Below are 23,708 nucleotides of genomic sequence, written 5' to 3'. Positions count from 1 at the left end.
CCAGGTGTGGTTTCCTGACTCCCAGCTGCTGTGGCGGGACGTGTACACCACCCTGACCGCCGCCGCGCTGGCCACCGAGCGCATCGGTCTGGGGACCGCGGTCACCAATGTGGCCACCCGGCATCCGGCGGTCGTGGCGTCGGCCGCGCGCAGCGTGGCGGAGCTGGCCCCCGGCCGGTTCACCCTCGGCCTCGGCGTGGGCAACAGCTCGGTCGGCCCGGTCAATCTGCGGCAGACCACCTCGGCGGCGATGCGCGAGGGCGTGGGCATGCTGCGGACGCTGCTGGACGGGCGGGAGTGGGACTTCGGCGGCGGTGTCCACTCCCGGCTGCGCGATCCCGGGCCGCGGATCCCGGTCCACCTCGCGGCGAGCGGGCCGAAGAACCTGCGGCTGGCGGGCGAGATCGCCGACGGCGCCATCCTGCTCAGCGGGGTGTCCCCGAGGACCCTGGCCGGGGCCGCCGCCCGGGTGCGCGAAGGCGCCGAGGCCGTGGGCCGGACGGCCTCGGCGGTACCGCTGACGGTCTCCGCGTTCTGCGCGGTGACCGACGACGTCGAGGCGGAGGCGCAACTGATCAAACCGATCTGCGCGTCGATCGCGCAGAACGGCGGGGCGCCCTTCCTCGCCCTGGCGGGGATAGAGGTGGACGTCCCCGCCACGGTGGAGGGGGTCTACCCGGATCTGGTGCACGCCGAGGACTGGGACGCGGCCGTCAAGGTGTGTTCGGCATGGGTCAGCGACGAGGCGGCCGTGCGGTTCGCCGAGGAATTCTGTCTGTTCGGCACCGCCGCGCGGATAGCCGAACGGCTCAGGGCCTTGCACGACGCCGGGGTGTCCCGGGTCTTCCTCCAGCATGTGGGTTCCTACGATCCGCCCACCGAACTGATCGAGGCGGTCGGATCCGAGGTGCTGCCCGCTCTCGGCGGCCTTTCCGGGTATTGACACACCCCCTATTGACAAAAAGGCCGCCGCGGGTCTGATCACGCTCTCTTCCGGCCTCCCTGAAAAGCGCCTATCGTTCTCTTCCTCGGCTTTGGTGGCCGTGAGGAGGTCAAGCGCAGTGACTGGGTACGTGTATGCCGAAAAGGACAAAGATCCGCGGCAGCTCGGCGAGGCGCCCAAGTCGGTTCTCGGCAAGGTCGGCCTCATTCTGTCCGCTTTCCGGGACAATGACTTCGCCCTCAGTCTCGCGGAGCTGACGGCCCGTACCGGGGTCGCCAAGGCCACCGTCCACCGGCTGTGCCAGGAACTCGTCGCCGGAAATCTCCTGGAGCGGGAGGGCGCCAAGTACCGGCTCGGGCTCCAGCTCTACGAGATCGGCCTGCGCGCGCCCCGCCAGCGCACCCTGCGCGAGGCCGCCAGGCCCGTCATCGAGAACCTGGCGCAGAAGCTCGACAACGCGGTGAACCTGGCCGTGCCCAGCGGCTCGGAACTGCTGGTGATCGAGAACGCCGGACGGCACCGCAACCGGGCCCGGTCCACCGCGGGCGGGCGGCGGCTGCGGCTGCACTGTAGCGCCGCGGGGAAGCTCACCCTCGCGATGCTCCCCGAGCAGTACCCGCTGTCCACAGTGGTCCCGCAGATGGACCGCCCCACGCCCCGCACCCTCACCCCCGCCCGGCTGCCCGCCGAGCTGGCGCGGATCAGGGAGCAGGACTACGCCGTGGAGGTCGAGGAAGCCCGTACCGGCTACCTCGCCGTCGCAGTGCCGGTGCGCGGCCTGGACCACGCGTACCTGGCCGCCCTGGCGGTCATCGCACCCACCGCGGGCAGCAGCATCCCCCGGCTCCACTCCGCGCTGACCGAGGCGTCCCGCGCCATCACCTCACGCCTCGCCATCTTCGAGGCGCACCGCGCCCCGCTCTGATCCGTCAGCGCCCGGCTCCGACCCCGTCAGCGCCCGGCCGCGGGCGCTCCCTCGGCGTCCTCGACCAGCATCCGGGCGATGCCCTCGGGGCTGAAGACGTCCCGGGTGGCGAGGGCGATGCCGCCGTGCACCCCGGAGCCGTTGCCGAGCTGGGCCGTGGTGATGGTCAGCTTGCGGGTGGCCAGCGGCAGGGCGCGCTGGTAGACCGCGGCGCGGACTCCGGAGAGGAGGTCGTCGCGGAGTTCGCTCAGCGGGCCGCCGAGCACCAGCGTGCGCGGGTTGAACATGTAGACCAGCATGGCGGCTATCTCGCCGATCTCGGTGGCGGCCTGGCGCAGCGCGCGCACCGCGGGCGGATCGTTGTCGGCGACGCGTTCGGCCAGGACGTGCACGCCGTAGAGCGGATCGTCGTCGGTCGACTCGGGGATGCCGAGGCCGCGCAGGATGCTCCGGTGGGAGGCGATCGCCCCGACGCAGCCGACGTTGCCGCAGGAACACAGGGCGTCGCCACCGCCGACGGCGGGGATGTGGCCGATGTCCCCGGCGGCCCCGTCCGCGCCCCGGTACACCTCGCCGTCCGTGGTGATGACACCGGCCCCGATACCGGTCGCGATCTTGATGCACAGCAGCGGGGTGTCCATCCCGTCCTGGCCGGCCTCGCCGAGCGCCATCAGGTTGGAGTCGTTGTCCACGACGGCGGGCGCACGGAAGGTCCTGGTCAGCCATTCGGCGACCGGATAGCCGTCCCAGCCGGGCATTCCGGTCGGCTGCACCGGGCAGCCGCGCTGGAAGTCCACGGGACCGGGCAGCCCCATCACCACTTCGCGGACCCGGTCCGGATCGCGCTCGTGCGCCGCGAGCAGGCTCGTCAGCCGCCCGGTCACCGTCTCCAGCACCGCGTCAGGGCCCGCGTCGACCCGGATGTCCACGGTCTCCTGCGCGATCACCCGCCCGGTGAGGTCCGCTATCGCCACCCGGGATTCCAGCGTGTCCACGTCCGCCACGGCGATGGTCCCCGCCCGCGGGCTGAGCGTCAGCACCCTCGGCGGGCGGCCCCGCACCGACTCGCTCGACCCCAGCTCCTGGAGGATGCCCCGCCCCACGAGATGGTCGACCTGCTGTCCGACCGTCGACCGGGCCAGACCGCTGCGCCGCGCGATCTCCGCCCGGCTGGTCGCCTCGCCCGACACCACGAGATCCAGCACGCTGCGCAACGCGGAAGGCACCGCGGGCAGCAGGGCCGCATCAGTAGCGCGCCGCTCGCCTTTATGCACTGTCACGTACCTAATCTCTCCCTCTTGCACCCACCGGCGTTCCGGCCGCGCTCCGGCCTGATCGACAGGCTGGACATTGAGCCAGCTTTAGTCAAGAGAAAAAACTAAAAACGGCATCTTGCCCTGGCCGGGCGAACTAACAGACGGTGTGGGCGGCAGAGTTCGCCTGACCCCCGTCGCATTCCGGAGAGGAATCACGTTCATGGCCAAGCAGACGCATCGGATCGGCATCCTGGGCAGCGGCAACATCTTCGGCCGGTACGTCACCGGCCTGGCCCGCCACCCGGAGCTGGAGATCGTGCGCGTGGCCGACATCGATGTGGCGCGCGCCAAGCAGGCCGCCGCCGACCACTCCATACCGGCCTGGGGCGATGACACGGAGCTGTACGCCGACGAGTCGGTCGACATCGTCGTCAATCTGACCCCGCCGGTGCACCACGCCCGCACCACCATCGCCGCCCTCGAGGCAGGCAAGCATGTGTACGTGGAGAAGCCCCTGGCCACGACGGTCGAAGAGGGCCGGGCCGTGCTGGAGGCGGCCGCCCGGAGCGGACGCGTCCTGGGCTCGGCGCCGGACACTTTCCTCGGCAGCGCGAGCCAGACGGCGCGCAAGGCCATCGACGACGGGCTCATCGGAACGCCGGTCGGCGCCTCGGCGTTCATCAGCCACAGCAAGGCCGAGACCTGGCATCCGGACCCGCGCTTCCTGTTCCAGGAGGGCGGCGGCCCGGTGATGGACATGGGGCCGTACTACTTCGCCATCCTCGTCAACCTGCTGGGCCCCATCCGGACCGTCACCGGATCGAGCCGGATCGGGGCGGAGCGGCGGACGGTGACCGCGCCCGGCCGGGCCGTCGACTCGATCGACGTCACGGTCCCCACCCATGCCGCGGCCGTGCTCACCTTCGCCTCCGGTGCCATCGCAACGATGCAGATGAGCTTCGACATCTGGGACACCGACCTGCCGTACATGGAGATCTACGGCACCGGCGGCACGCTGTCGCTGGCGAACCCGAACCACTTCGACGGCGAGGTGCGGCTCAAGCGGCACGGCGACACCGAGTGGTCCGTACTGGAGCCGGTGGTCGGCCTGTTCGGCGCCGTCGGCACCAAGGAGCAGGCCCGCCGCGGCCTCGGGGTGCGCGATCTCGCGGACGCGGTCGAGGGCTCCCCGCACCGCGCGACCGGCCCGTTCGCCTTCCATGTGCTGGAGGCGATGTGCGCCGTGGAGGAAGCCTCCACCCAGACGCGTGTCGTGGCGCTGGACAGCACCTGCGACCGCCCAGCGCCGCGCTTCTCCGTCTGACGCGCCCCGCGCTCCCGGCCACCACCACGTCCGGCCACCCCCAATGTGAGGAAGAAGACCCGCATGACGATCCGCGCGAAGAAGATCGCGATCAACCCCCTTCAGTTCGTGCAGACCGAGGACGGCTGGATCGACCCCGCCCTGGCGCCGCCGCTCCCCGAGCGGCTGAAGATCATCAGCGATGCGGGGCTCCGCGCGGTGCACGCCGACGTGCCCGCGGACATGACGGCCGCCGCGTACGGCAAGCTGCTCGCCGACCACGGTCTCGCGCCCGCCCCGGGCTACATATCCGGCCCGCTGCCGGAGGATGACGCGAGCCTGCGGGCGCATCTGGACAAGACGGCCCGGATCAGCGAGCAGCAGGCCGAACTCGGCCTGTCCACGGTCTTCGTGGCCACCGGCATGTCCAAGGAGGCACCCAGGGTCCGGCGGCCCGCGGTGGGCGCGGAGTCCGACCGGGGACGGCTGGAGCGGGTACGGGACGTGTTCGCGAAGATGGGCGAGACCGCCCGGGCCAACGGGGTGGCCGCGGCCTTCCACCCGCACGTGGGGACCTGGGCGGAGACCGAGGAGGAGACCCGCTTCATCCTCGACACCGTGCCCGCGGACACCCTCTCCTTCGGCCCGGACATCGGCCACCTGGGCTGGGCCGGTGCCGATGTCCCCGGCCTCCTCCGCGACTACGGGGACCGGGTGGCCGCCCTGCACATCAAGGACTACCACGCCGATGTGGCGGCCCGGGGCACGGCGGAGGACCTGGACTACCGCGCCACGGTCCTCGCGGGCCTGTGGGCCGAGCCGGGGCACGCCTCGGTGGACATCCCGGGGCTTCTCGCGGAGCTGCCCGCCGACTTCGACGGCTGGCTGATCATCGAGGTCGACCGGGGTGCGCAGGACACCGCCGAGGAAAGCATCCGGCTGTGCGGCCAGTGGGCCGCCCGGCAGACGCACTGAACGACGCGCGACGGCACAAGGTGAGGAGGTGCGCGATGCGACGAGTGGGGCTGGCAGGGACCGCTCTCGTCCTCGTGTCCGCGACGGCGTGCAGTGGCGGCGCCGTCTCCGGCATGGGGGACGGGGACGGGACACTGACCCTCGCGGTGGGGGTCACCGCCACTCCCTGGGATCTGGCCTCGGCCGGTCTGGGGGACTACATCAACTACTACGAGCCGGTCTTCGACTCGTTGGTCCGCCTGGACAGATACGCGGAGGCGACACCCAACCTGGCCACGTCGTGGCGGTACGACACCTCGCGGACCGTGCTGACGATGAAGCTCAGGAAGGGGGTGAGGTTCACCGACGGCACCGCCCTGGACGCGGCCGCCGTGAAGGCCAACCTGCTGCACACCAAGGAGGGCACGAACGAGGCCGCGGGCAAGCTGCGGGCCATCCGCACCGTCGACGCCGTGAACCCCTCCACGGTGGCCATCCATCTGTCGGCGCCCGATCCCTCGCTCATCACCAGCCTGGGCGATCCGTCCGGCATGGTGGCCAGCCCGAAGGCGCTGGACGGCAAGAAGGGCCCGGTCGGCTCGGGCCCGTATGTGTTGAACAAGTCCGGCACGACCAACGGCAGCGTCTACACCTTCACCCGCAACCGCGACTACTGGAACACCAAGGCGTTCCCCTTCAAGAAGATCGTCATCAGGACGATCAGTGACCCGACCGCCCGCCTCAACGCGCTGCTGGGCGAACAGGTGGACTGGGCGCGGATCGATCCCCGGAGCGCGAGCCAGGTCAAGGGCCGTGGCCTCCAGGTGAGTTCGCACGTGGACGCCGTCGAGGGCCTGTACATCTGGGACCGGGCCGGGAAGATCGTGCCGGCCCTGGGCAAGGTGAAGGTCCGGCAGGCCCTGAACTACGCCTTCGACCGCGACGCGATCGCCAAGAAGATCAACATGGGATATGCCTTCGCGACCTCCCAGATGGCCATCCCGGAGAGCGGCGCCTATGAGAAGTCGCTCCAGCGCACGTACCCCTACGACCCCGGGAAGGCCAGGAAGCTGCTCGCCGAGGCGGGATATCCGCACGGTTTCACGGTGACGATGCCCGACGTGTCCTCGGTGGCGGCGGGCCAGCAGGCGGTGATGACCCAGGCGCTGGAGGACATCGGCGTCAAGGTGAAGACCAAGAAGGTGCCGTCCACCGAGCTGTTCACCTCGCTCCAGCGGGGCAAGTACGCGATGTCCTGGTTCAAGCTCGCCTCGTACCGGCCCTGGGACTACATCTCCACCCAGCTCACCGCGGACGGCGCCTGGAACCCGGCCAAGGACTTCGACCCGAAGCTCGCCAAGCTCATCGCCACCGCCCGCAAGGCGACCGGCGCCCGCCAGAACGAGCTGTTCAAGCAGATCAACCGGTATGTGCAGACGAACGCGTTCAACGCCCCCTGGGACGTTCTCGACTCCGTCCACGGCGTCTCGAACAGCATCAAGGTGACACCGCAGCCGTTCGAGTCGGCCATCCCGATCTACCAGATGACCCCGGCCTCATGACGACCGATGGCAGAAAGAGAGGGCTGCGATGCTGACTTTCCTCCTGCGCCGCGTGGCGGCCGGGCTGGTGCTCCTCTACGTCCTCGCGACGGCGGCGTTCGCGATGATGAGCCTCACCGGCACGGACGCCGTGCGCAACATCTCCGGGAACACGGCCACCCCGGCACAAGTGGCGGCCAAAACCCATGAGCTGGGCCTCGACCGCCCCTGGATCAGCCAGTACGGAAGCTGGCTGGGCCACGCCGTCCGCGGTGACTTCGGCGTCTCCTGGTTCAGCGGCGACCCGGTGGCCGCCAGCCTGGCCCTGAAGGTGCCGGTGACCCTGTCGGTCGTGGTGGCGGGGCTGATCCTCGCGACGGCCCTCAGCATCGTCCTCGGGGTCGCCGCCGCCGTCCGGCGCGGCTGGCTCGACCGGGTGGTCCAGGTGCTGGCGATCCTCGGCTACGCGGTCCCCAGCTTCCTGGCTGCGCTGGCGCTCTCCGTGATCGTCGCGGTCAAGCTGCGCTGGCTGCCCGCCACGGGATACGTGCCGTTCGCGGTGTCGCCCTCGGGATGGTTCCAGTCGATCACCCTGCCCGCGGTCTCGCTGTCCATCGGTGTCATCGCGGCTACGGCCCAGCAGGTCCGGGGCTCGGCGATCGACGTGCTGCGTCAGGACTTCGTGCGGACCCTGCGCAGCCGCGGGATCAGTGAGCGCCGGGTGCTGTTCCGGCATGTGCTGCGCAACGCGGCGCCGCCCGCGCTGACGGTGCTGTCGCTCCAGTTCATCGGCCTGGTCGGGGGCGCCGTCATCACCGAGAAGGTGTTCGGGCTGCCCGGGGTCGGTTCGGCGGCGGTCACGGCGTCGACCAACGGCGACACTCCGCTGGTCATGGGCGTCGTGGTGTATCTGGTGTTCATCGTGGTGGCGGTCAACCTGCTGGTGGACGTCGCCTACGGCTGGCTCAACCCGAAGGTGCGCGTACGATGACCAATCCCCCCGGCGAGACCACGCCCGCCACCCCGTCCGCGCCCGGCGCACTCTCCCGCCGCGGCGGTGTGGGGCGCCGTCTGCTGCGCAACCTGGTGGCGGTGGTGTGCCTGACGGTCCTGGCGCTGCTGGTCCTGGCCACGGTGTTCGCCCCGCTGCTCACCTCCCACAGCCCCACCCGTCCTTCGCTGCTCGACACGTTCGCCTCTCCGGGTGCCGCCCATCCGCTGGGCGGCGACAGCGTCGGCCGGGACGTCCTGGCGCGGCTGCTGTACGGCGGGCGGGTGAGCCTGCTGGGCGCGTTCCTCGCGGTCGCGGTGGCGCTGCTGATCGGCGTCCCGACCGGCCTGGTCAGCGGCTACTACCGGGGCTGGGTCGACGCCGCGTTCAGCTGGGTGGCCAGCCTGGTGATGGCCGCGCCCGCGATCATGGTGTTGCTGGTGGCCATCGCGGCGATCGGTCCCGACGCCAACGCGGCCATGACCGTGCTCGGTGTCATCCTCGCGCCGGGCGTCTTCCGCCTCGTACGCGCCTCGGTGACCTCGGTGCGCGAGGAGCTGTACGTCGACGCGGCCCACGTCTCGGGCCTGAACGACCTGCGGATCGTCCGCCGCCACATCCTGCCGGTGGTACAGGCGCCCACGATCATCCAGGCGGCGCAGATGTTCGGGGTCGCCGTCGTCATCCAGGCGGGCATCGAGTTCCTCGGTCTGGGCTCGGCGAGCGAGGCCAGCTGGGGTGCGATGCTCAACGAGGCGTTCGCCAACCTGTACATCGAGCCCACGCTGCTGGTGGCGCCCGGAGTCGCCATCGTCGTCACGGTCGCCTCGGTCGGGCTGCTCGCCAACGCGCTGCGGGACACCCTGCTGGAGGGCGGTCACGCGGCTCCCGCCCGCCGCCTGCGGCGTACGAAGACACCCGATTCCCCGCCCGCCGACTCCCCGGTTCGCGACGACGACGGCGACGCGCTGCTCACCGTACGGAACCTGAGGGTCTCGTACCCCACCAGCGACGGCGAGGCCACGGTCGTGGACGGGGTGTCGCTCAGCGTCCGCCACGGCGAAGTCGTCGGGCTGGTGGGCGAGTCGGGGTCGGGGAAGAGCCAGACCGCCTTCTCGGTGCTGGGCCTGCTGCCCCCCGAGGCGCGTCGCGAGGCCGAGGGTCTCTCCTTCGGCGGAAAGGATCTGCGGCGCCTGGGCGGCAAGGCCATGAGCGGTCTGCGGGGCCGGCGGATCGCGTACGTACCGCAGGAGCCGATGTCCAACCTGGACCCGTCCTTCCGTATCGGCAGCCAACTCGCCGACCCCATGCGGCTGCACCTGAAGATCTCGGCCGGGGAGGCGCGGAAGCGGGCCCTGGCCCTGCTGGAGCGCGTCGGCATCGACCGGCCGGAGCGGGTGTACGACGCGTACCCGCACCAGATCTCCGGTGGCATGGCGCAGCGGGTGCTGATCGCCGGTGCGGTCTCGTGCGATCCCGATCTGCTGATCGCCGACGAGCCGACCACCGCGCTGGACGTCACCGTCCAGGCGGAGGTGCTCGACCTGCTGCGGGAGCTCCAGCGGGAGCGCCGGATGGGCATGATCCTGGTGACCCACAACTTCGGCGTCGTCGCCGACATCTGCGACCACGTCCTGGTCATGCGGTCCGGGAAGGTGGTCGAGTCGGCCCCCGTCGGGCAGCTCTTCGCCAACCCGCACCACGCGTACACCCGGATGCTGCTGGCGTCGACGCTGGAGGACGCCCCGACCCGTACCCCGCTCGACGACGGCACCCCGGCCCGCACCACCGTGCAGGAGAAGGCATGATGACGAACCCGACACCCCGGCCGGACACCCCGGCGCACGGCAGCGTCCTGGAAGTGGACGAGGTGGTGGTGGAGTACCCCGCCAAGGGGTGGCGCACCCCGCCGTTCCGGGCGCTGCACGGGGTCTCGCTGGACATCAGGGCGGGCGAGACCGTGGGTCTTGTCGGCGAGTCCGGCTCCGGGAAGACCACGCTCGGGCGCGCGGTGCTCGGCCTGGCCCCCGTCAGGGAGGGCCGGATCGCCTACGCGGGCCGGGACATCTCGCGGCTGGGCGCGCGGGAGCGGCGGGCGCTCAGCGACGAGATCCAGGTGGTCTTCCAGGACCCCTACACCTCGTTGAACCCGGCGATGACCGTGGGCGACATCCTCACCGAGCCGCTGCTGGTGGCCGGTGTGTCACGCGGGGCGGCGGGCGAGCGCATCCGCGAACTCCTCGACCAGGTCAGCCTGCCCGCGGACGCCGCGCACCGGCTCCCCCGGGAGTTCTCCGGCGGGCAGCGCCAGCGCATCGCCATCGCGCGCGCCCTGTGCCGCGACCCCAGGCTCATCGTGTGCGACGAGCCGGTCAGCGCGCTGGACCTGTCCACGCAGGCCCGGGTGCTGGACCTGTTCATCGAGATCCAGGAGCGCACGGGTGTGGCGTATCTGTTCATCACCCACGACCTGTCCGTGGTGCGCCGCATCAGCCACCGGGTGGCCGTCATGTACCGCGGGGAGATCGTGGAGTCCGGGGACACCCGGGCGGTGACGAGCCAACCACAGCACCCCTACACCCAACGGCTCATGCTCGCGGCCCTCGTGCCCGATCCGGACCGGCAGCGGGACCGCCGTGAACAGCGCCGCGGCCTCGCGGCGGCGGGGTCGTAGAACGTGTCCACGGAAACCACCGACGCGGGGAGACACACCGTGCCCGACGCCTATGGCTTCACCCGGTACGGCGGACCGGAGACGCAAGCCTTCCTCGAGCTGCCGAAACCCGTGCCCGGCCCCGGTGAGCTGCTGATCGCGGTGTACGCGGCGGGAGTCAACCCGGTGGACTGGAAGGTCCGCGCCGGGATGCACCGCGAATTCCTCCACCTCGACCTCCCGGCCGTGCTCGGCCGGGAGGCGGCGGGGGTGGTCGAGGAGGTCGGCGAGGGCGTCACCGGATTCTCCGTCGGCGACCCGGTGTTCGGCAGCAGCGCGGCGGGCTGCGGCGGCTACGCGCGGTTCGCCGTCCTGACGGCGGACCGGACGGCGCCGAAGCCCGCCGCGGTCTCCTTCACCGACGCCGCGGCCCTGCCCATCGCGGCGGGAACCGGCTACGACGCGGTGGGGCTGCTCGATCCGGCGCCCGGCGAGACGCTGCTGATCCTGGGCGTCGGGGGCGGTGTGGGCGTGGCGGCGGCGCAGATCGTGTACGAGGCCGGGGTGTCGGTCGTCGGCACCGCGGCCGCGGCCAAGCGGGAGTTCGTCACCTCGCTGGGCGCCACCGCGGTCCCCTACGACAGCGGCCTCGTCGCCGAGGAGCTGAAGGCGGCCCTGCCCCAGGGCCCCGACGCGATCCTGGACCTGGTGGGCGGGGACGCGCTGGATGCTGTCGCGGCGTTCATCCGGCCCGGCTGCCGGATCCTCACGGTGGCCGACCCCGGGACGGCGGCCCGGTTCGGCGCCCGGCCGCTGACCCGTAACAGCTCACCGCGGACCCTCACCGAGCTGGCCCGCCGCGTGGCGGCGGGCCGCCTGGACCCGCGGGTGCACCGGGTCTTCCCGTTCGAGGAGGCCGAAGCCGCCCTGCGCGAGGTCGAGTCGGGCCACGCCTGGGGCAAGGTCGTGCTGGAGATGCGCCGCGCCTGACGCCACCTCAGGCATCCGCGCGGTGCAGGCCGGTCAAGGTGATCAGGACGGTGGCGAGCAGTGCGGCAACGGTCAGGAAGACAGCCACATAGGTGAGCGCCAGGAGGTCCGGTGTGCGGTGAGGGTCAGGCTATGGCCCTGACGTCCTCGGCGCGGGCGCGCGGCGGGTTGGTGACGATGACGCCGCTCATGCCAGCACCCCCGTGACCTGCGGGTACGGGCGCATATACGCCTCGGCGTATGTGCTTGTTCGGGGGACTCCCCGTAGGGCAGGCACACGATGGTGACCTTCTCCCCCGGGAGGCCGCCAGGGCGATGGCGCCACCGGGCCGCCACACGAAGCCTCCGGCGTGCGCACTGATCGCCAGCGTTGAGCGGGTGGCGGTGGGCGTCTTGCCGTGCGTCATAGGTCAACGACCCGGGACCGAAGTCCTGGGTTTGCACAACGGACATCACTGGCGGTGATGCTGCGTTTGCGTCCAGCACCGCCCCGCTGTCACGGGGCTGGGGCGGGGGCCGTTGACGGGGCCCCGCGTCGCCACAACTCCCACGCTCTCGCGCGGATGTTGCGGGAGCTGTTCCGGTCTGCGTGATCAACGAATCCGCAGTTCCGGCACGCGAACCAGGGTGCCTTGTCGATGTGGCCGCACGCCGGATCGACTTACACCACCGGCACCCCTGCCCTGCGGGCCTTGTACGCGATGAACTGCCGCAACTGGGCGAAGGACCAGCTGGAGTGGGTGCCCCGTTGGGGCTTGCGAAGCCGTACCCGCTCACGGATGCCCTTGAGGTCTTCCAGGGCGATTCCGCGACCGGTGCGTTCTGCCTCGGCCACCACATGCTTCGCGATCTTGTGATTGATGTCCCGCGCCCGCCGCGCCCCTTCCGCCGTCGCTTCTTCAGCCGGCGTCTGGCGGACGGGGTGTTCTTCTTCTGGAGCTTGGTACGCGGCTTGCGTTCCCGGATCCGGACGCGGTTGAGCTCCCGCCCCGCCATGATCTCGCCGTCGGAGGTCGTAGCGATGCTGACGATGCCCAGGTCAACGCCGAGGAAGTCCACCGGATCATCGTTCAGCGGCGCTTCGGGTACCTCGCAGGCCCCTTCACCCGGCCGTTCACCGTCCAGATCGAGACCCTGCGCTCGGCGATCTGCCAGGAAAGCATCCGGTCGTCGTAAGGCTGCGCGCTCTCCGGGCGGAAGCCGACCGGCTTCCCCGTGGCCTTCCGCCAGCGCTTCGAGCCCGGCCTGCCCAGATTCCCGGCCTTCAGATTGGCCTTGAGCGTGGCGTACGCAAGGTCGACTCAAGCGCCGCCGCCTGCACAGACGTCGGCAGCAGCCTGATCTGCACCACCAGCTACGTTCACCCCTGGTCACCCGACCGAGTGAACCCGGTGTGACCCCGGCCGCGTCACGCACGCAGCACGTCATGCGCCCAACCGTCATTCGCGCAATGCGTCGATCACGCCCGCGAGGTGGGTGCGGACGGCCGCCTCGGCCGCCTGCGGGTCCCGGGCCTGGATCGCTTCGATCATGGCCAGATGCTCGCTCAGGGACTGCTGGGGACGCCCCGGCCGCAGAGCGAGCTGGAACCGGTGGCGCACCAGCTGCGCGTTGAGCCGCTCCAGCAGCTCCACGGCCACCTGCTGGCCGGAGATCTCCCTGATCCGGCCGTGCAGCTCATGGTTGAGCCGGGAGTACGTCATGGGTTCGCCGTCGGCGACCGCCTTGGACATCGCCGTGCCCAGATCGGCAAGTTCGGTCAGCTGCTCCGCACTGGCCTGGACGGCCGCCTTGGCCGCGCACAGCCCTTCGAGGGCCATGCGGCATTCGGTGATGGCCACCGCCTCCTCGACGGACACCACCCGCACCCGCGATCCGCGGTTACGGATCCGTTCCACCAGCCCTTCCGAGGCCAGGTCGATCAGGGCCGCGCGGATGCTGGCCCGGGTCACCCCGAACTGCTCGGCGAGTTCGTTCTCCACCAGTCGCTGCGCCGGTGCCATCTCGCCGGCCAGGATCGCCTGCCGCAACTGGGTCAGCGCATGCTGCTTGGCCTGTTCTCCGGTGCCTGGACGGGCTTCCTTCGGCATCGTGCTCTCCCTGAGTGAGTGCGTGTCGAAGGTAAATCTAGGCCAACAAGATTGTCAACAATTTCGTTGGCTACATTGCCGACAGAACGCGCGAACTATGCTGATCACGCGCCGACAGCAGGAGAGAGCAGGCCACTTCGGTGGCGGGAAAGGGGAGGGGCATGTCCAAGCCCGTGCGTGCGGCCATCGGAGACCGCTGGATCAAGTGCATGTTCTGCCAGGGCGGCCTTTTCCGGGACCGCCGGGTGAAGCTGAACAGCACCGGGATGGAGCTCATGAACCTCGCCTGGGCCAATGAGTCCGCGAACGGGCTGATCTGCTGGGACTGCGGCTATGTCCATCTCTTCGCGAACGAGGACATAGAGCTGTACAAGGTGAAGAAGGGCGAGTTCTGACCCCTCAGGTCTGGCGGCCCTCAGACCTGATGGATGGCCAGCTTGAACTCGGCGAGCACCAGCCTCACCGAGGAGCCGCTGGTGTGCGAGACCATCAGCGCCAGCGGCGTCTGCGGGTGAACGAAGATCTCGTGGTGCTTGGTGAAGCACTGCATGCCGCGGCTCGGCGGCCGGTGGTCGGTGGCGGTCGAGTCCCGGCCCGTCGACAGCCCGAGCGGATCCCGTACGAAGCGGTCCCGTAATTCGCCGTAGCCCCCGGCCTCCCACTGGATCATCGCCGTCAGCGCACCCCATCCGCCGACCGAGGGCCAGATCAGCCCCGCGCGGTCGTCGGTACGCCAGTTCTTGATCCGGTACCCGTCGGGCTGGACCACCTGATGCATGCCCAGCGCGTCGTAGGACTCGGCGGTGCCGAAGGGGAACCGCACCACGCGATACCCGCCGGGCGGGATCACCTGCGGCTCGGCGACGATCAACGAACAGATCTGCACGGCCACGACGCCTCCAGCGGGTCGGCCGGGGCGCGAGCCCCGGGGTGTGCGGGGTGGTCCTGGAACTTGGGCCAGTCTCCGTCGGCAGGTGCCGAGTGTCCATGAACCCCGACGGACACGCCTCTTCCGGCTCAAGAAACACGAGGTGCATCAGGTCTTTACAACGATGTAAGCGGGTGATGGCATACCCCTGCCCCCTGAACCGCTCGCCCGTGCCCCGGAGTTGACCATGACTCGCGCTGACACACCGCCGCCCGATATACCGAACGATGTTCCACGACCCGAATACCCGCGACCCGGTTTCGTCCGTGAGGACTGGCTGAACCTCAACGGCACCTGGCAGTTCGCCTTCGATCCCGGCGACAGCGGCCTCGAACGCGGTCTGGTCCACCAGGAGTTGGACGGGCGGATCCTGGTCCCGTTCTGTCCGGAGTCCGAGCTGTCGGGAATCGGGGACACCGACTTCCACCCCGCCGTCTGGTACCGGCGTCACGTTCGGGTCCCGGCGTCCTGGGCCGGGCGGCGGGTGCTGCTGCACTTCGGGGCGGTCGACCACGACACCACGGTCTGGGCCGACGGGCGCGAAGTGGCCCGGCACAGCGGCGGGTTCACCTCCTTCACCACCGACCTCGGCGATGTGGCGGGCGCGGCCGGGGGCGAGGCCGAGGTGGTGATCGTCGTACGGGCCAGGGACGCCCGGCACGGTCCGCAGGCGCGCGGCAAGCAGGCCACCGAGTACGCCAACAGCGACTGCCACTACACCCGCACCACCGGCATCTGGCAGACGGTGTGGATGGAACCGGTGCCCGAGGTCCATCTGCGCAGGCCCCGCATCACCCCCGACCTCGGCTCCGGGGCGTTCCACCTGGAGGTGCCGCTCAGCGCCAACCGTCCCGGCCACCGCGTCAGGGCCCGGGCGAGCGACGCGGACGGCACCACGGTGGCGGAGGCGACGGTGCGTGCCTCCCTCGACCTGGCGCCCCGTCCGGTGCTCGCGCTGCCCGAGGAGGGCCTGCGGCCGTGGGCTCCCGAGGATCCGCATCTGTACCGCATACGGATCGAGCTGCTGAATGCCGACGGCGAGGTCGTGGACGGCGCCGAGTGCACCGCCGGGCTGCGCTCGGTGGCCATCGACGGCAAGCGGCTGCTGCTCAACGGCCGCCCCGTCTTCCAGCGGCTCGTCCTCGACCAGGGCTGGTACCCGGACGGGCTGATGACCGCGCCGGACGACGCCGCCCTCGTCCGCGACATCGAACTGTCGCTGGCCGCGGGCTTCAACGGGGCCCGGCTGCACCAGAAGGTGTTCGAGGAGCGGTTCCTGCACCACGCGGACCGGCTGGGCTATCTGGTGTGGGGCGAGTTCGGCGACTGGGGTGCGAGTCAGGGGCGTACCGGCCGGGACAACCAGCGGCCGACCGCCGGTTTCGTCACGCAGTGGCTGGAGGCCGTGGAGCGGGACTACTCCCATCCGTCGATCGTCGGCTGGTGTCCGCTCAACGAGACCCATCAGGAACTCCACGACCGGCACACCGTCCTGGACGATGTCACCCGGGCCATGTTCCTGGCCACCAAGGCCGCCGACACCTCCCGCCCGGTGCTGGACGCCTCCGGCTACTCCCATCGCGTGGCCGAGACCGACGTCTACGACGCGCACAGCTACGAGCAGGACCCGGAGGCGTTCCGCCGGCAGATGGCGGGTCTCGACAAGGACGAACCGTTCATCAATCCCGACCGCGCGGGCAACCCCGGGAAGCGGGACACCGACGCGGTGTGGTCGCTGCCGTACCGCGGACAGCCGTACTTCTGTAGCGAGTTCGGCGGCATCTGGTGGAATCCGGAGGAGGCCGCGGCCGCCGCCGGGGACGACCGCGAGGTGTCCTGGGGCTATGGGCAGCGGCCGAGGAACGAGGAGGAGTTCCACGAGCGTTTCGCCGGGCTGACCGCGGCGCTGCTGGACGACCCCCATATGTTCGGCTACTGCTACACCCAGCTCACCGATGTGTTCCAGGAACAGAACGGCGTCTACCGCTTCGACCGCGGCCCCAAGCTGGATGTGGCGCGGATGCGCGCCGCCCAGCTGCGCCCCGCCGCCTTCGAGCGCCCGTCCGGCGAGGAGGGACGATGACCGGCCTCACCAGGCGCGGGCTGCTCAGAGGTGCGGTGTACGGGGCGGGAGCGGCCGCCACCGCGTCCGCGCTCAGCGGCTGCGGTTCGATCGCCGGAAGCGTGACGAGCGCGGACGAGATCCGTTATTGGAACCTGTTCACGGGCCCCGACGGCGATCTGATGAAGCAGCTGACCCGCAACGTCGAGAAGCGCACAGAGGGTCTCAAGGTCAGGACGACGGTGCTGGAGTGGGGCCCGCCGTATTACACCAAGCTCGCGATGGCCTCGGCGGGCGGCCGCTCACCTGATGTGGCCATCATGCACCTCACCCGGCTGGCGGGCTACGCCCCCGGCGGTCTCCTCGACCCGTGGGACATGGACCTGCTGGCCGAGTTCGGGCTGAAGCAGAACGACCTCAACGCCACGCTCGTGAAGCGCAGCCTGTACCAGGGCGCCCCGTACGCCATCCCGCTGGACACCCACCCCTTCGTGGTCTTCTTCGACCGGGACGTCCTGGACAAGGCGGGTCTGCTCGACGGTGAAGGGCGGCTGGTGCCCTTCGAATCGCCGCGGCACGCCCTGGAGCTGATGGACAAGCTCCGCCGGTCCGGTGGCAAGCTCGGGCCGGTCTTCGGCCACTCCAACGACCCGGCCATGAGCTGGCGGATGTTCTGGTCGCTGTTCAGCCAGACCGGCGCCACCTTCGACCTCACGGGCGAGCGGGCCGAGATCGACGAGGACACCGCCGTGGAGGTGGTGCGCTTCATGGCCGAGCTGGCACGCGACAGCCGCACCATGGACGTCCAGACGGCCATCGCCGCCTTCGCGGGCGGCCGCTCACCGATGATCTTCTCGGGCGAGTGGGACATGGCCACCTACCAGTCCACCCTGAAGGACCGGCTGGGCGGCGCCCCCATCCCCACCTTCTACGACCGTCCGGCGGGCGCGGCCGACAGCCATGCACTGGTGCTGCCGCATCAGGACAACCCGGATCCCGAACGGCGGCGGCGCACCCACCAGTTCGTCGCCGGGCTGGTCCGGTCCGGGCTCCAGTGGGCGGCGGCCGGTCACATCCCGGCGTACACACCGGCGGTCTCGTCCGCGGCGTACGCCAAGCTGCGACCGCAGTCCGAGTACGCGGGAGCCGCGAAGCAGCTCGCGCTCGACCCGCCCGTGTGGTTCGCGGGCTCCGGCTCGGACTTCCAGACGCGGATGTCCCAGGCGCTCGATCCCGCGATCGGCGGCTCGTCCCCGGCGAAGGCGGTGCGCACGATGGTGTCCCAGATCAACACCCTGCTGGCCCAGCCGAATCCGGCCTGATGGCGACGGAATGGCAACGGAAAGGAGCATCGTCATGACGCCACGGCCTCCCCGCACCACCGGGTGGCTCTTCGCCACCCCCTTCCTGGTGTTCTTCGGGCTCTTCCTCGTCGTGCCCCTCGGCATCGGCCTGTGGATGAGCTTCACCGACGCGAGCCTGACCGGGGCCGGTGGCAGCACCTTCGTCGGGCTGGACAACTTCACCGAGGCGCTCGGCGACGGCCAGGTGTGGCAGACCCTCGGCAACACGGTCTGGTTCACCGTCCTGTCCACCGTCCCCCTGGTGGCCCTGGCGCTGGTGATGGCCCTGCTGGTGTACACGGGAATGCCGGGGCAGTGGCTGTGGCGGCTGTCCTTCTTCGCCTCCCATCTGCTGCCCGTCGCGGTGGTCTACCAGATCTGGAACATGCTGTACCAGCCGGACCGGGGCATGCTCAACGGCCTGCTGGACCTGGTCGGCATCGACGGCATCGGCTGGCTGACCGACGAGAAGTACGCGATGTGGTCCCTCGCACTGGTCACCCTGTGGTGGACGGTGGGCTTCAACTTCCTGCTCTATCTGGCCGCGCTCCAGGCCATCCCCGACCACCTCTACGAGGCGGCCGCGCTCGACGGCGCCGGGGCGTGGCGCCGGCTGTGGTCGGTCACGCTGCCCCAGCTGCGCCGGACCACCGGGCTGATCACGGTGTTGCAGGTGATGGCGTCGCTCAAGGTGTTCGACCAGATCTACCTGCTGACCAGGGGCGGCCCCGACGGGACCACCCGGCCGATCCTGGAGTACATCTACGACACCGGCTTCACCAACTACCGGCTGGGCTACGCCTCGGCGATCTCGTATGTGTTCTTCGGAGTCATCATCATCCTCTCGCTCGCCCAGTTGAAGATCTTCTCGCGCAGGGAGGACTGATTCCGCCATGGCCCCCGAAACACTCCCGCCCCGTACGCAGGACAAGCCGCGCTCGACCATGCCCCGGGAGGTGGCCCGGCGGCGCCGCCACGGCGGCGGCCGGGCCTGGCATCCCACGCTCGGGGCGGGCCTCCTCCCCCGCGTGCTGACGCTGCTGGCGCTGGCGCTGATGGCGGTGGCCTGGCTGGTGCCGTTCGGCTGGGGCGTGGACACGTCGTTCAAGTCGGAGGTCGACGCGAGCGCGTCGGGTGTCGACTGGCTCCCCGACGCGGGCTTCACCCTCGAGGCGTACCGGACCATCTTCGGTCAGGGCAACCTCCCGGTGTGGGCGGTGAACAGCGTCGTGATCGCCGTGTGCGTCACGGCGCTCACGGTGGCCGTCTCGGCGATGGCCGCGTACGCGTTCTCGCGCACCCTCTTCCGCGGCCGCCGGGTGCTGTTCGCCGTCATCGTCGCTTCGATCATGGTGCCGCCGCAGATCCTGATCGTGCCGCTGTTCCGGCAGATGCTCGCCATGAACCTCGTCGACACCTATGCGGCGGTGATCCTGCCGCAGGTGGTGGCGCCCGCGATGGTGTTCATCCTGAAGAAGTTCTTCGACGGCATTCCGCGCGAGCTGGAAGAGGCGGCCCGGATCGACGGCGCGGGCAGCTTCCGGGTGTTCTGGAACGTGGTGCTGCCGCTGTCCCGGCCGATCCTGGCGGCGGTGGCCATCTTCGTCTTCATCAACACCTGGAACAACTTCCTCTGGCCGTTCATCAGCACCAGCGATCCGCAGCTGATGACGCTGCCGGTGGGGCTGTCGACCGTGAAGGACTCCACCGGGCTGCGGAACGCCCAGGAGTCGGCCGCCTCGGTCCTCGGCTCGCTCCCGCTGCTGATCGTCTTCATGCTCTTCCAGCGCCGCATCGTGAAGTCCGTGGCCACCACCGGTCTGGGAGGTCAGTGACCGCCCCCTGACGCCGCGCCGTCCTCGGTGGACTCGCGGGTGCACAGCGTGTGCCCGACGACGACCTCCCGGGGCGGCCGGCCCGGCGCGTCGATCCGCTCCAGCAGCAGGCTGACGGCGTGCCGGGCGATCGCGCCCTTGTCCGGCGCCACGGTGCTCAGGCTGGGGGTGCTGTAGCGGGTGGCCTCGATATCGTCGAAGCCCATCACGGCCACGTCCTCCGGGACCCGTAGCCCGCGCTCGTACAGGGTGCGCAGCGCGCCGAGCGCCAGCGCGTCGTTGAAGCAGAACACGGCGTCGGGTGGGTCGGGCCCGTCCAGCAGCGCGTCCATCGCCCGGGCGCCCTCCCGCAGGTGGTAGCGGGGGGCTTCACGCTCCAGCCGGGGGTCAAGCGGCAGCCCGGCCGCCTCCAGCGCCTGGCGGTAGCCGGTCCTGCGCAGCAGCGGCGTACCGATGTACGGCTCGGGCTGCGGGCCGACGGCGGCGATCCGGCGGCGGCCGCCGCGGATCAGATGGGTCACCGCCTCCCGGGCGGCGGCCACGTTGTCGATGACGACATGGTCGGTGAGTCCGCCGCTGGGGCGTTCGCCGATGAGCACGAGCGGCACCGCGCCGAGATGGCCCGCGAGCGCGTGGCCGTGCAGGGCGAGCGGGCTGACCACCACGCCGTCCACGATGTGGTCGCCGAGACCGTTGATGACGGACGCCTCCCGGTCCCGGTCGCCGAGGGTCTGCTCGATGAGCAGGGTGCGGCCGTGTTCCTCGGCCGTGGTGAGGAAGTGGCGGCCGAGTTCGGCGAAGTACGGGACGTCCAGCTCCGGCAGCACCAGCGCGATCATGCCGGTGCTGCCGCGGCGCAGATTGCGGGCGGCCCGGTTGGGCCGGTAGCCGAGCTGCCGGATGGCCCGCTGCACCCGCTCCCGGGTCTCGGGCGCCACATGTGCGAAGCCGTTGATGACGTTGGACACGGTCTTCGGGGAGACCCCGGCGAGCGTCGCCACATCCTTGACGGTGGCGCTCCGGGCCGCGCCCGCACGCGTCTCGCCCGGTGACGCCTCACTCTTCCCGGTCTGCTGGTTCGCCGCGGTCACCGGGCGATCCTAGTGCCACGTCAGCCAGGGTTCATCTCACTTCAGGGCGCCCAGGGTGACGCCGGTGCGCCAGTAGCGGCGCATCGCGGTCATCATGATGGCCAGTGGCACGATCGACAGCAGGGCGCCGGTCAGGACGAGGCTGGTCAGGTCGATACCGGACTCCAGCCGCTTGCCGGTCCAGTTGTACAGGCCCAGGTTGAGGGTCCAGTTCTCCTCGCCGCGCAGCACGGTCAGCGGCAGGAAGAAGGCGTTCCAGGTGTTGACGAAGGCGAGCAGGAACACGGTGGCGCCGCCCGTGGACATCATCCGCAGCACGATGCTGAAGAAGATCCGCAGCTCCCCGGCGCCGTCCAGGCGGGCCGCCTCCAGGAGTTCGAAGGGGACGGTGGCCTCGGTGTAGACCTTGGCCAGGTACACGCTGAACGGGTTGATGAGACACGGGATGAGCATGGCCCACGGGGTGTCGACCAGCCCGATGGACGAGAACACCAGGTACAGCGGGAGGGTGAGCAGGGCGATCGGGATCAGGAACGAGCCGACGACGCACGCGAACACCACACCGCGCCCGGGGAAGTCGAAGCGGGCGAGGCCGTATCCGGTGGCGAGGGCGATGAGGGTGCCGCCCAGCGAACCCACCCCGGCGTACAGGAACGAGTTGGCGGTCCAGCGCAGGAAGATGCCGTGGTCGTAGGTGACCAGCTGGTGCAGGTTGTCCCACAGGTGCATACCGGAGAACCACAGGCCGCTGGTCTGGTACAGCCCGGTGCGGTCCTTGGTGGCCGCGACGATCAGCCACCACACCGGGAAGAGGCTGTACGCACCGGCCAGGACCAGGCCGAGCAGCAGGAAGCGCTGGCCGCCCCGCCCGCGCGCGGCAGGGTCGGGGCGGGCGAGCCGCCGTACGGTGTGCGTCTCGGGTCGTTCGGTGGCGGATTCCGTCATCACCATCAGTCGGTCTCCTTCGAGGTCAGCCGGTAGAAGAGGAAGGAGGCCACGCCGAGGACGAGGGCCAGCAGCACCGACAGGGCTGCGGCGTAGTGGTAGTTGCCCGCGTTGAACGCCTGGTTGTAGACGATCATGATCGGGGTGAAGCTGTCGCTGACCGTCTGCGGGGTGACGTTCCGGAACAGCGCGGGCTCGTTGAAGATCTGGAGCATCTGGATGATGGAGAGCATGCCGGTCAGCACCAGCGCCCCGCGCACCTGCGGGACCTTGATGCTCAGCGCGATGCGCGTCTCGGAGGCGCCGTCCAGCCGCGCGGCCTCGAACAGCTCGCGGGGCACCACCTGGAGTGCCGCGTAGATGATCACCATGTTGTAGCCGATGCCGTGCCAGGTCAGCAGGTTGCCGATGGACGGCCAGACCATCGAGGGCGCGAAGAAGTTCCAGGCGCTCCCGAAGAATCCGCCGAGCGAGGTCAGCGGGCCGACATCGGGGCTGTAGAGGTTGATCCACACGATGGCGGCCACCACCCCGGGGATCATGTACGGGATCAGCAGCAGCATCCGGAACCGGGCGGCCGCGCGCGCGGTGAGCGCGTCCAGGCACAGCGCGAGCAGCAGGCTGAGGGCGAGCATGACCGGGATCTGGACACAGGCGAACAGCACCACCCGCAGGACGGAGCTCATGAACGCCGGGTCGGTCAGGCCGTGCCGGTAGTTGTCCAGTCCGGCGAACGTCACGGTGGCGCCGCCGAGTCCGAGGCCGGACCGCTGCTCCCGGAACAGCGACTGGTGGACCGCGTAGCCGATCGGGATGAGGTAGAGGAAGACGAAGCCGAGCTGGAAGGGCAGCGTGAACGCGGCCCCCTTCCAGCGCTGGGAGCGGATCATGCGGGCCCTCAGTTCTTGACGCTGATGCCACGGGACTTCAGGTCTGCCACCGTCCACTTCTGCATATGGGCCAGCAGATCGGTGACCTTCTGCTGCTTGTTGAGGACCTTGGCCCAGCCGGTCTGGAGTTCGGTGAACATCGCGGTCCAGTTCGGGCCGAAGGTCCAGTCGGTGGTGACGGTGCCCAGGCTGTCGGTGACCACCTTCTTGCCCGGTCGGTAGTTCTTCCCGAGCAGCTTGGCGGAGAGCGACTTCTCGGCGTACGACGCGCTGTCCGCGAGCGCGGGCATGACGCCGTTGCCGGTCTCGGGGCTCGCCATGGTGGACACGGCGCCGGTGTCGGTGGACATCCACAGCGCCGCGGCGGCAGCCTGCTCCGGGTGCTCGCACTGCTCGGTCACCAGGGTGAGCCCGCCGCTCTGGTTGGTCCCGGCCGGGGTCTTGGCGGGCTCGCCGGTGAACGCGGGCCAGGGCGACAGCGCCCACAGGCCGTTGGACTTGGTGAAGTTCTGGACCATACCGGCCATCTGCCAGGTGGAGATCTGCCGGGTGGCGGTGCGGCCACTGTCGTAGTTGCGCTGGACCGCCGCGTAGTCGGCGAAGGAGAGCGAGGAGTTCAGACCGCTGTCGATGATCTGCTGGATCACCTTCGCCGCCTTGAGGGTGCCGGAGTCCTGGAAGTTCACCCGCCAGGCGCTGCCGTCGATGGCGTACCAGTGCGCCCCTGCCTGCATGGCGAGGACTTCGAGGGTGCTCGGGTCCTCGCCCGCGTAGTTGGTGATGTGGATGCCGTGCTTCTTCAGCACCTTCCCGGCGGCGATGAATTCGTCCCAGGTCGCGGGCGGTTTCAGGCCGTACTTCCGGAAGATGTCGGTGCGGAGGATGGTGAACGCGGGTGCGGAGCCGGTGGGAACGCCGTAGGCCTTGCCCTGCACCCCGGCCCCCGCCCACGCACCGGCGTGAACTTG

Annotated in this window: 21 protein-coding genes and 2 pseudogenes; 14 read left to right on the top strand and 9 right to left on the bottom strand. The window is 70.2% G+C overall.

Translation table 11 applies throughout. The features are described 5' to 3' along the window. Both SSOG_RS40785 and SSOG_RS40780 read left to right on the top strand, forming a co-directional pair. On the top strand, positions 1-943 hold a 943-nt coding region (locus SSOG_RS40785), incomplete at its 5' end, for an LLM class flavin-dependent oxidoreductase (RefSeq protein ID WP_063631619.1). Positions 944-1,061: 118 nt separating this feature from the next. After that, entirely contained in the window at positions 1,062-1,868 is an 807-nt protein-coding gene (locus SSOG_RS40780; RefSeq protein WP_050800152.1) for an IclR family transcriptional regulator, read from the top strand. A gap of 26 nt (positions 1,869-1,894) precedes the next feature. Here the strand turns inward: SSOG_RS40780 and SSOG_RS40775 are convergent, their stop codons facing one another. Then, positions 1,895-3,142, bottom strand: a complete 1,248-nt coding sequence (locus SSOG_RS40775; RefSeq protein ID WP_039939938.1) for an ROK family protein — start codon at positions 3,140-3,142, stop codon at positions 1,895-1,897. A gap of 202 nt (positions 3,143-3,344) precedes the next feature. Here SSOG_RS40775 and SSOG_RS40770 point away from each other — a divergent pair, with 202 nt between their 5' ends. The 7 genes from SSOG_RS40770 to SSOG_RS40740 all read left to right on the top strand — a co-directional run bounded on the left by SSOG_RS40770 (position 3,345) and on the right by SSOG_RS40740 (position 11,556). Then, complete coding sequence (locus SSOG_RS40770; protein ID WP_039939936.1) at positions 3,345-4,448, top strand: Gfo/Idh/MocA family protein; 1,104 nt, start codon at positions 3,345-3,347, stop codon at positions 4,446-4,448. 63 nt (positions 4,449-4,511) lie between these two features. Then, positions 4,512-5,402, top strand: coding sequence for a sugar phosphate isomerase/epimerase family protein (locus SSOG_RS40765; RefSeq protein WP_039939933.1), 891 nt, complete (start codon positions 4,512-4,514; stop codon positions 5,400-5,402). A 35-nt stretch (positions 5,403-5,437) separates the two neighbouring features. After that, a complete protein-coding gene (locus SSOG_RS40760) occupies positions 5,438-6,943 on the top strand; it encodes an ABC transporter substrate-binding protein (protein WP_039939932.1) in 1,506 nt (501 codons plus the stop codon). A 28-nt stretch (positions 6,944-6,971) separates the two neighbouring features. After that, complete coding sequence (locus tag SSOG_RS40755; RefSeq protein ID WP_009720165.1) at positions 6,972-7,913, top strand: ABC transporter permease; 942 nt, start codon at positions 6,972-6,974, stop codon at positions 7,911-7,913. Continuing rightward, positions 7,910-9,721 (top strand): dipeptide/oligopeptide/nickel ABC transporter permease/ATP-binding protein, encoded by a 1,812-nt coding sequence (locus SSOG_RS40750; protein WP_009720164.1) that lies wholly within the window; start codon positions 7,910-7,912, stop codon positions 9,719-9,721. The genes SSOG_RS40755 and SSOG_RS40750 overlap by 4 nt, the downstream gene beginning before the upstream one ends. Next, the gene (locus tag SSOG_RS40745; protein WP_009720163.1) at positions 9,718-10,587 is read left to right on the top strand and encodes an ATP-binding cassette domain-containing protein; all 870 of its coding nucleotides are present in this window, start codon (positions 9,718-9,720) and stop codon (positions 10,585-10,587) included. The genes SSOG_RS40750 and SSOG_RS40745 overlap by 4 nt, the downstream gene beginning before the upstream one ends. Positions 10,588-10,626: 39 nt before the next feature. Next, a complete protein-coding gene (locus SSOG_RS40740) occupies positions 10,627-11,556 on the top strand; it encodes an NADP-dependent oxidoreductase (RefSeq protein ID WP_039939930.1) in 930 nt (309 codons plus the stop codon). A gap of 243 nt (positions 11,557-11,799) precedes the next feature. Here the strand turns inward: SSOG_RS40740 and SSOG_RS56925 are convergent. The 3 genes and pseudogenes from SSOG_RS56925 to SSOG_RS40730 form a co-directional block, all read right to left on the bottom strand. After that, positions 11,800-11,963 (bottom strand): annotated as a pseudogene (locus SSOG_RS56925) (PIG-L family deacetylase); the annotation flags it as partial. After that, positions 11,960-12,848, bottom strand: a pseudogene (locus SSOG_RS40735) (RNA-guided endonuclease InsQ/TnpB family protein); the annotation flags it as partial. The pseudogenes SSOG_RS40735 and SSOG_RS56925, both read right to left, overlap by 4 nt. A 147-nt stretch (positions 12,849-12,995) precedes the next feature. After that, positions 12,996-13,646: a GntR family transcriptional regulator gene (locus tag SSOG_RS40730; RefSeq protein ID WP_009720160.1), complete on the bottom strand. Its 651-nt coding sequence runs from the start codon at positions 13,644-13,646 to the stop codon at positions 12,996-12,998. 161 nt (positions 13,647-13,807) lie between these two features. Between SSOG_RS40730 and SSOG_RS40725 the strand changes: the two genes are divergently transcribed. Then, complete coding sequence (locus SSOG_RS40725; protein WP_009720159.1) at positions 13,808-14,041, top strand: hypothetical protein; 234 nt, start codon at positions 13,808-13,810, stop codon at positions 14,039-14,041. A 20-nt stretch (positions 14,042-14,061) separates the two neighbouring features. Here SSOG_RS40725 and SSOG_RS40720 read toward each other — a convergent pair whose 3' ends face one another. Continuing rightward, on the bottom strand, positions 14,062-14,538 hold the full coding sequence (locus tag SSOG_RS40720; RefSeq protein WP_039939927.1) for a hypothetical protein: 477 nt from the start codon (positions 14,536-14,538) through the stop codon (positions 14,062-14,064). Positions 14,539-14,761: 223 nt separating this feature from the next. On the opposite strand from SSOG_RS40720, the gene SSOG_RS40715 reads away from it, so the two are divergent. From SSOG_RS40715 to SSOG_RS40700, 4 genes are read left to right on the top strand one after another with little or no spacing between them, the layout of a single operon-like run. After that, the gene (locus SSOG_RS40715) at positions 14,762-16,657 is read left to right on the top strand and encodes a glycoside hydrolase family 2 protein (RefSeq protein ID WP_009720157.1); all 1,896 of its coding nucleotides are present in this window, start codon (positions 14,762-14,764) and stop codon (positions 16,655-16,657) included. Next, positions 16,654-17,958, top strand: a complete 1,305-nt coding sequence (locus tag SSOG_RS40710; RefSeq protein WP_009720156.1) for an extracellular solute-binding protein — start codon at positions 16,654-16,656, stop codon at positions 17,956-17,958. Before SSOG_RS40715 ends, SSOG_RS40710 begins: the two co-directional genes overlap by 4 nt. Positions 17,959-17,968: 10 nt before the next feature. After that, positions 17,969-18,865 carry a carbohydrate ABC transporter permease gene (locus SSOG_RS40705; RefSeq protein ID WP_009720155.1) on the top strand — a complete coding sequence of 299 codons (897 nt, stop codon included), beginning with the start codon at positions 17,969-17,971 and terminating at the stop codon, positions 18,863-18,865. A gap of 7 nt (positions 18,866-18,872) precedes the next feature. Next, positions 18,873-19,814 carry a carbohydrate ABC transporter permease gene (locus SSOG_RS40700; protein WP_039939925.1) on the top strand — a complete coding sequence of 314 codons (942 nt, stop codon included), beginning with the start codon at positions 18,873-18,875 and terminating at the stop codon, positions 19,812-19,814. Here the strand turns inward: SSOG_RS40700 and SSOG_RS40695 are convergent. The 4 genes from SSOG_RS40695 to SSOG_RS40680 form a co-directional block, all read right to left on the bottom strand. Further along, entirely contained in the window at positions 19,808-20,905 is a 1,098-nt protein-coding gene (locus SSOG_RS40695; RefSeq protein WP_009720153.1) for a LacI family DNA-binding transcriptional regulator, read from the bottom strand. The genes SSOG_RS40700 and SSOG_RS40695 overlap by 7 nt on opposite strands. Positions 20,906-20,941: 36 nt before the next feature. Then, on the bottom strand, positions 20,942-21,856 hold the full coding sequence (locus SSOG_RS40690) for a carbohydrate ABC transporter permease (protein WP_039939923.1): 915 nt from the start codon (positions 21,854-21,856) through the stop codon (positions 20,942-20,944). Then, the gene (locus tag SSOG_RS40685) at positions 21,856-22,740 is read right to left on the bottom strand and encodes a carbohydrate ABC transporter permease (RefSeq protein ID WP_039939921.1); all 885 of its coding nucleotides are present in this window, start codon (positions 22,738-22,740) and stop codon (positions 21,856-21,858) included. Before SSOG_RS40685 ends, SSOG_RS40690 begins: the two co-directional genes overlap by 1 nt. Positions 22,741-22,748: 8 nt before the next feature. Continuing rightward, on the bottom strand, positions 22,749-23,708 hold a 960-nt coding region (locus SSOG_RS40680), incomplete at its 5' end, for an extracellular solute-binding protein (RefSeq protein ID WP_039939920.1).

It is taken from the genome of Streptomyces himastatinicus ATCC 53653 (assembly GCF_000158915.1).
Taxonomy (GTDB): Bacteria; Actinomycetota; Actinomycetes; order Streptomycetales; family Streptomycetaceae; genus Streptomyces; species Streptomyces himastatinicus.
The sequence above is the reverse complement of the archived record's forward strand: the minus strand, read 5'-3'. Positions and strand labels throughout refer to the sequence as shown.

What these genes read in the sequence shown, in the direction of transcription:
- SSOG_RS40770 (WP_039939936.1), top strand. Translation starts at nt 3,345, where the DNA reads ATGGCCAAGCAGACGCATCGGATCGGCATCCTGGGCAGCGGCAACATC.
- SSOG_RS40765 (WP_039939933.1), top strand. Translation starts at nt 4,512, where the DNA reads ATGACGATCCGCGCGAAGAAGATCGCGATCAACCCCCTTCAGTTCGTG.
- SSOG_RS40760 (WP_039939932.1), top strand. Translation starts at nt 5,438, where the DNA reads ATGCGACGAGTGGGGCTGGCAGGGACCGCTCTCGTCCTCGTGTCCGCG.
- SSOG_RS40755 (WP_009720165.1), top strand. Translation starts at nt 6,972, where the DNA reads ATGCTGACTTTCCTCCTGCGCCGCGTGGCGGCCGGGCTGGTGCTCCTC.
- SSOG_RS40750 (WP_009720164.1), top strand. Translation starts at nt 7,910, where the DNA reads ATGACCAATCCCCCCGGCGAGACCACGCCCGCCACCCCGTCCGCGCCC.
- SSOG_RS40745 (WP_009720163.1), top strand. Translation starts at nt 9,718, where the DNA reads ATGATGACGAACCCGACACCCCGGCCGGACACCCCGGCGCACGGCAGC.
- SSOG_RS40730 (WP_009720160.1), bottom strand. Translation starts at nt 13,646, where the DNA reads ATGCCGAAGGAAGCCCGTCCAGGCACCGGAGAACAGGCCAAGCAGCAT.
- SSOG_RS40725 (WP_009720159.1), top strand. Translation starts at nt 13,808, where the DNA reads ATGTCCAAGCCCGTGCGTGCGGCCATCGGAGACCGCTGGATCAAGTGC.
- SSOG_RS40715 (WP_009720157.1), top strand. Translation starts at nt 14,762, where the DNA reads ATGACTCGCGCTGACACACCGCCGCCCGATATACCGAACGATGTTCCA.
- SSOG_RS40710 (WP_009720156.1), top strand. Translation starts at nt 16,654, where the DNA reads ATGACCGGCCTCACCAGGCGCGGGCTGCTCAGAGGTGCGGTGTACGGG.
- SSOG_RS40705 (WP_009720155.1), top strand. Translation starts at nt 17,969, where the DNA reads ATGGCAACGGAAAGGAGCATCGTCATGACGCCACGGCCTCCCCGCACC.
- SSOG_RS40700 (WP_039939925.1), top strand. Translation starts at nt 18,873, where the DNA reads ATGGCCCCCGAAACACTCCCGCCCCGTACGCAGGACAAGCCGCGCTCG.
- SSOG_RS40690 (WP_039939923.1), bottom strand. Translation starts at nt 21,856, where the DNA reads ATGGTGATGACGGAATCCGCCACCGAACGACCCGAGACGCACACCGTA.
- SSOG_RS40685 (WP_039939921.1), bottom strand. Translation starts at nt 22,740, where the DNA reads ATGATCCGCTCCCAGCGCTGGAAGGGGGCCGCGTTCACGCTGCCCTTC.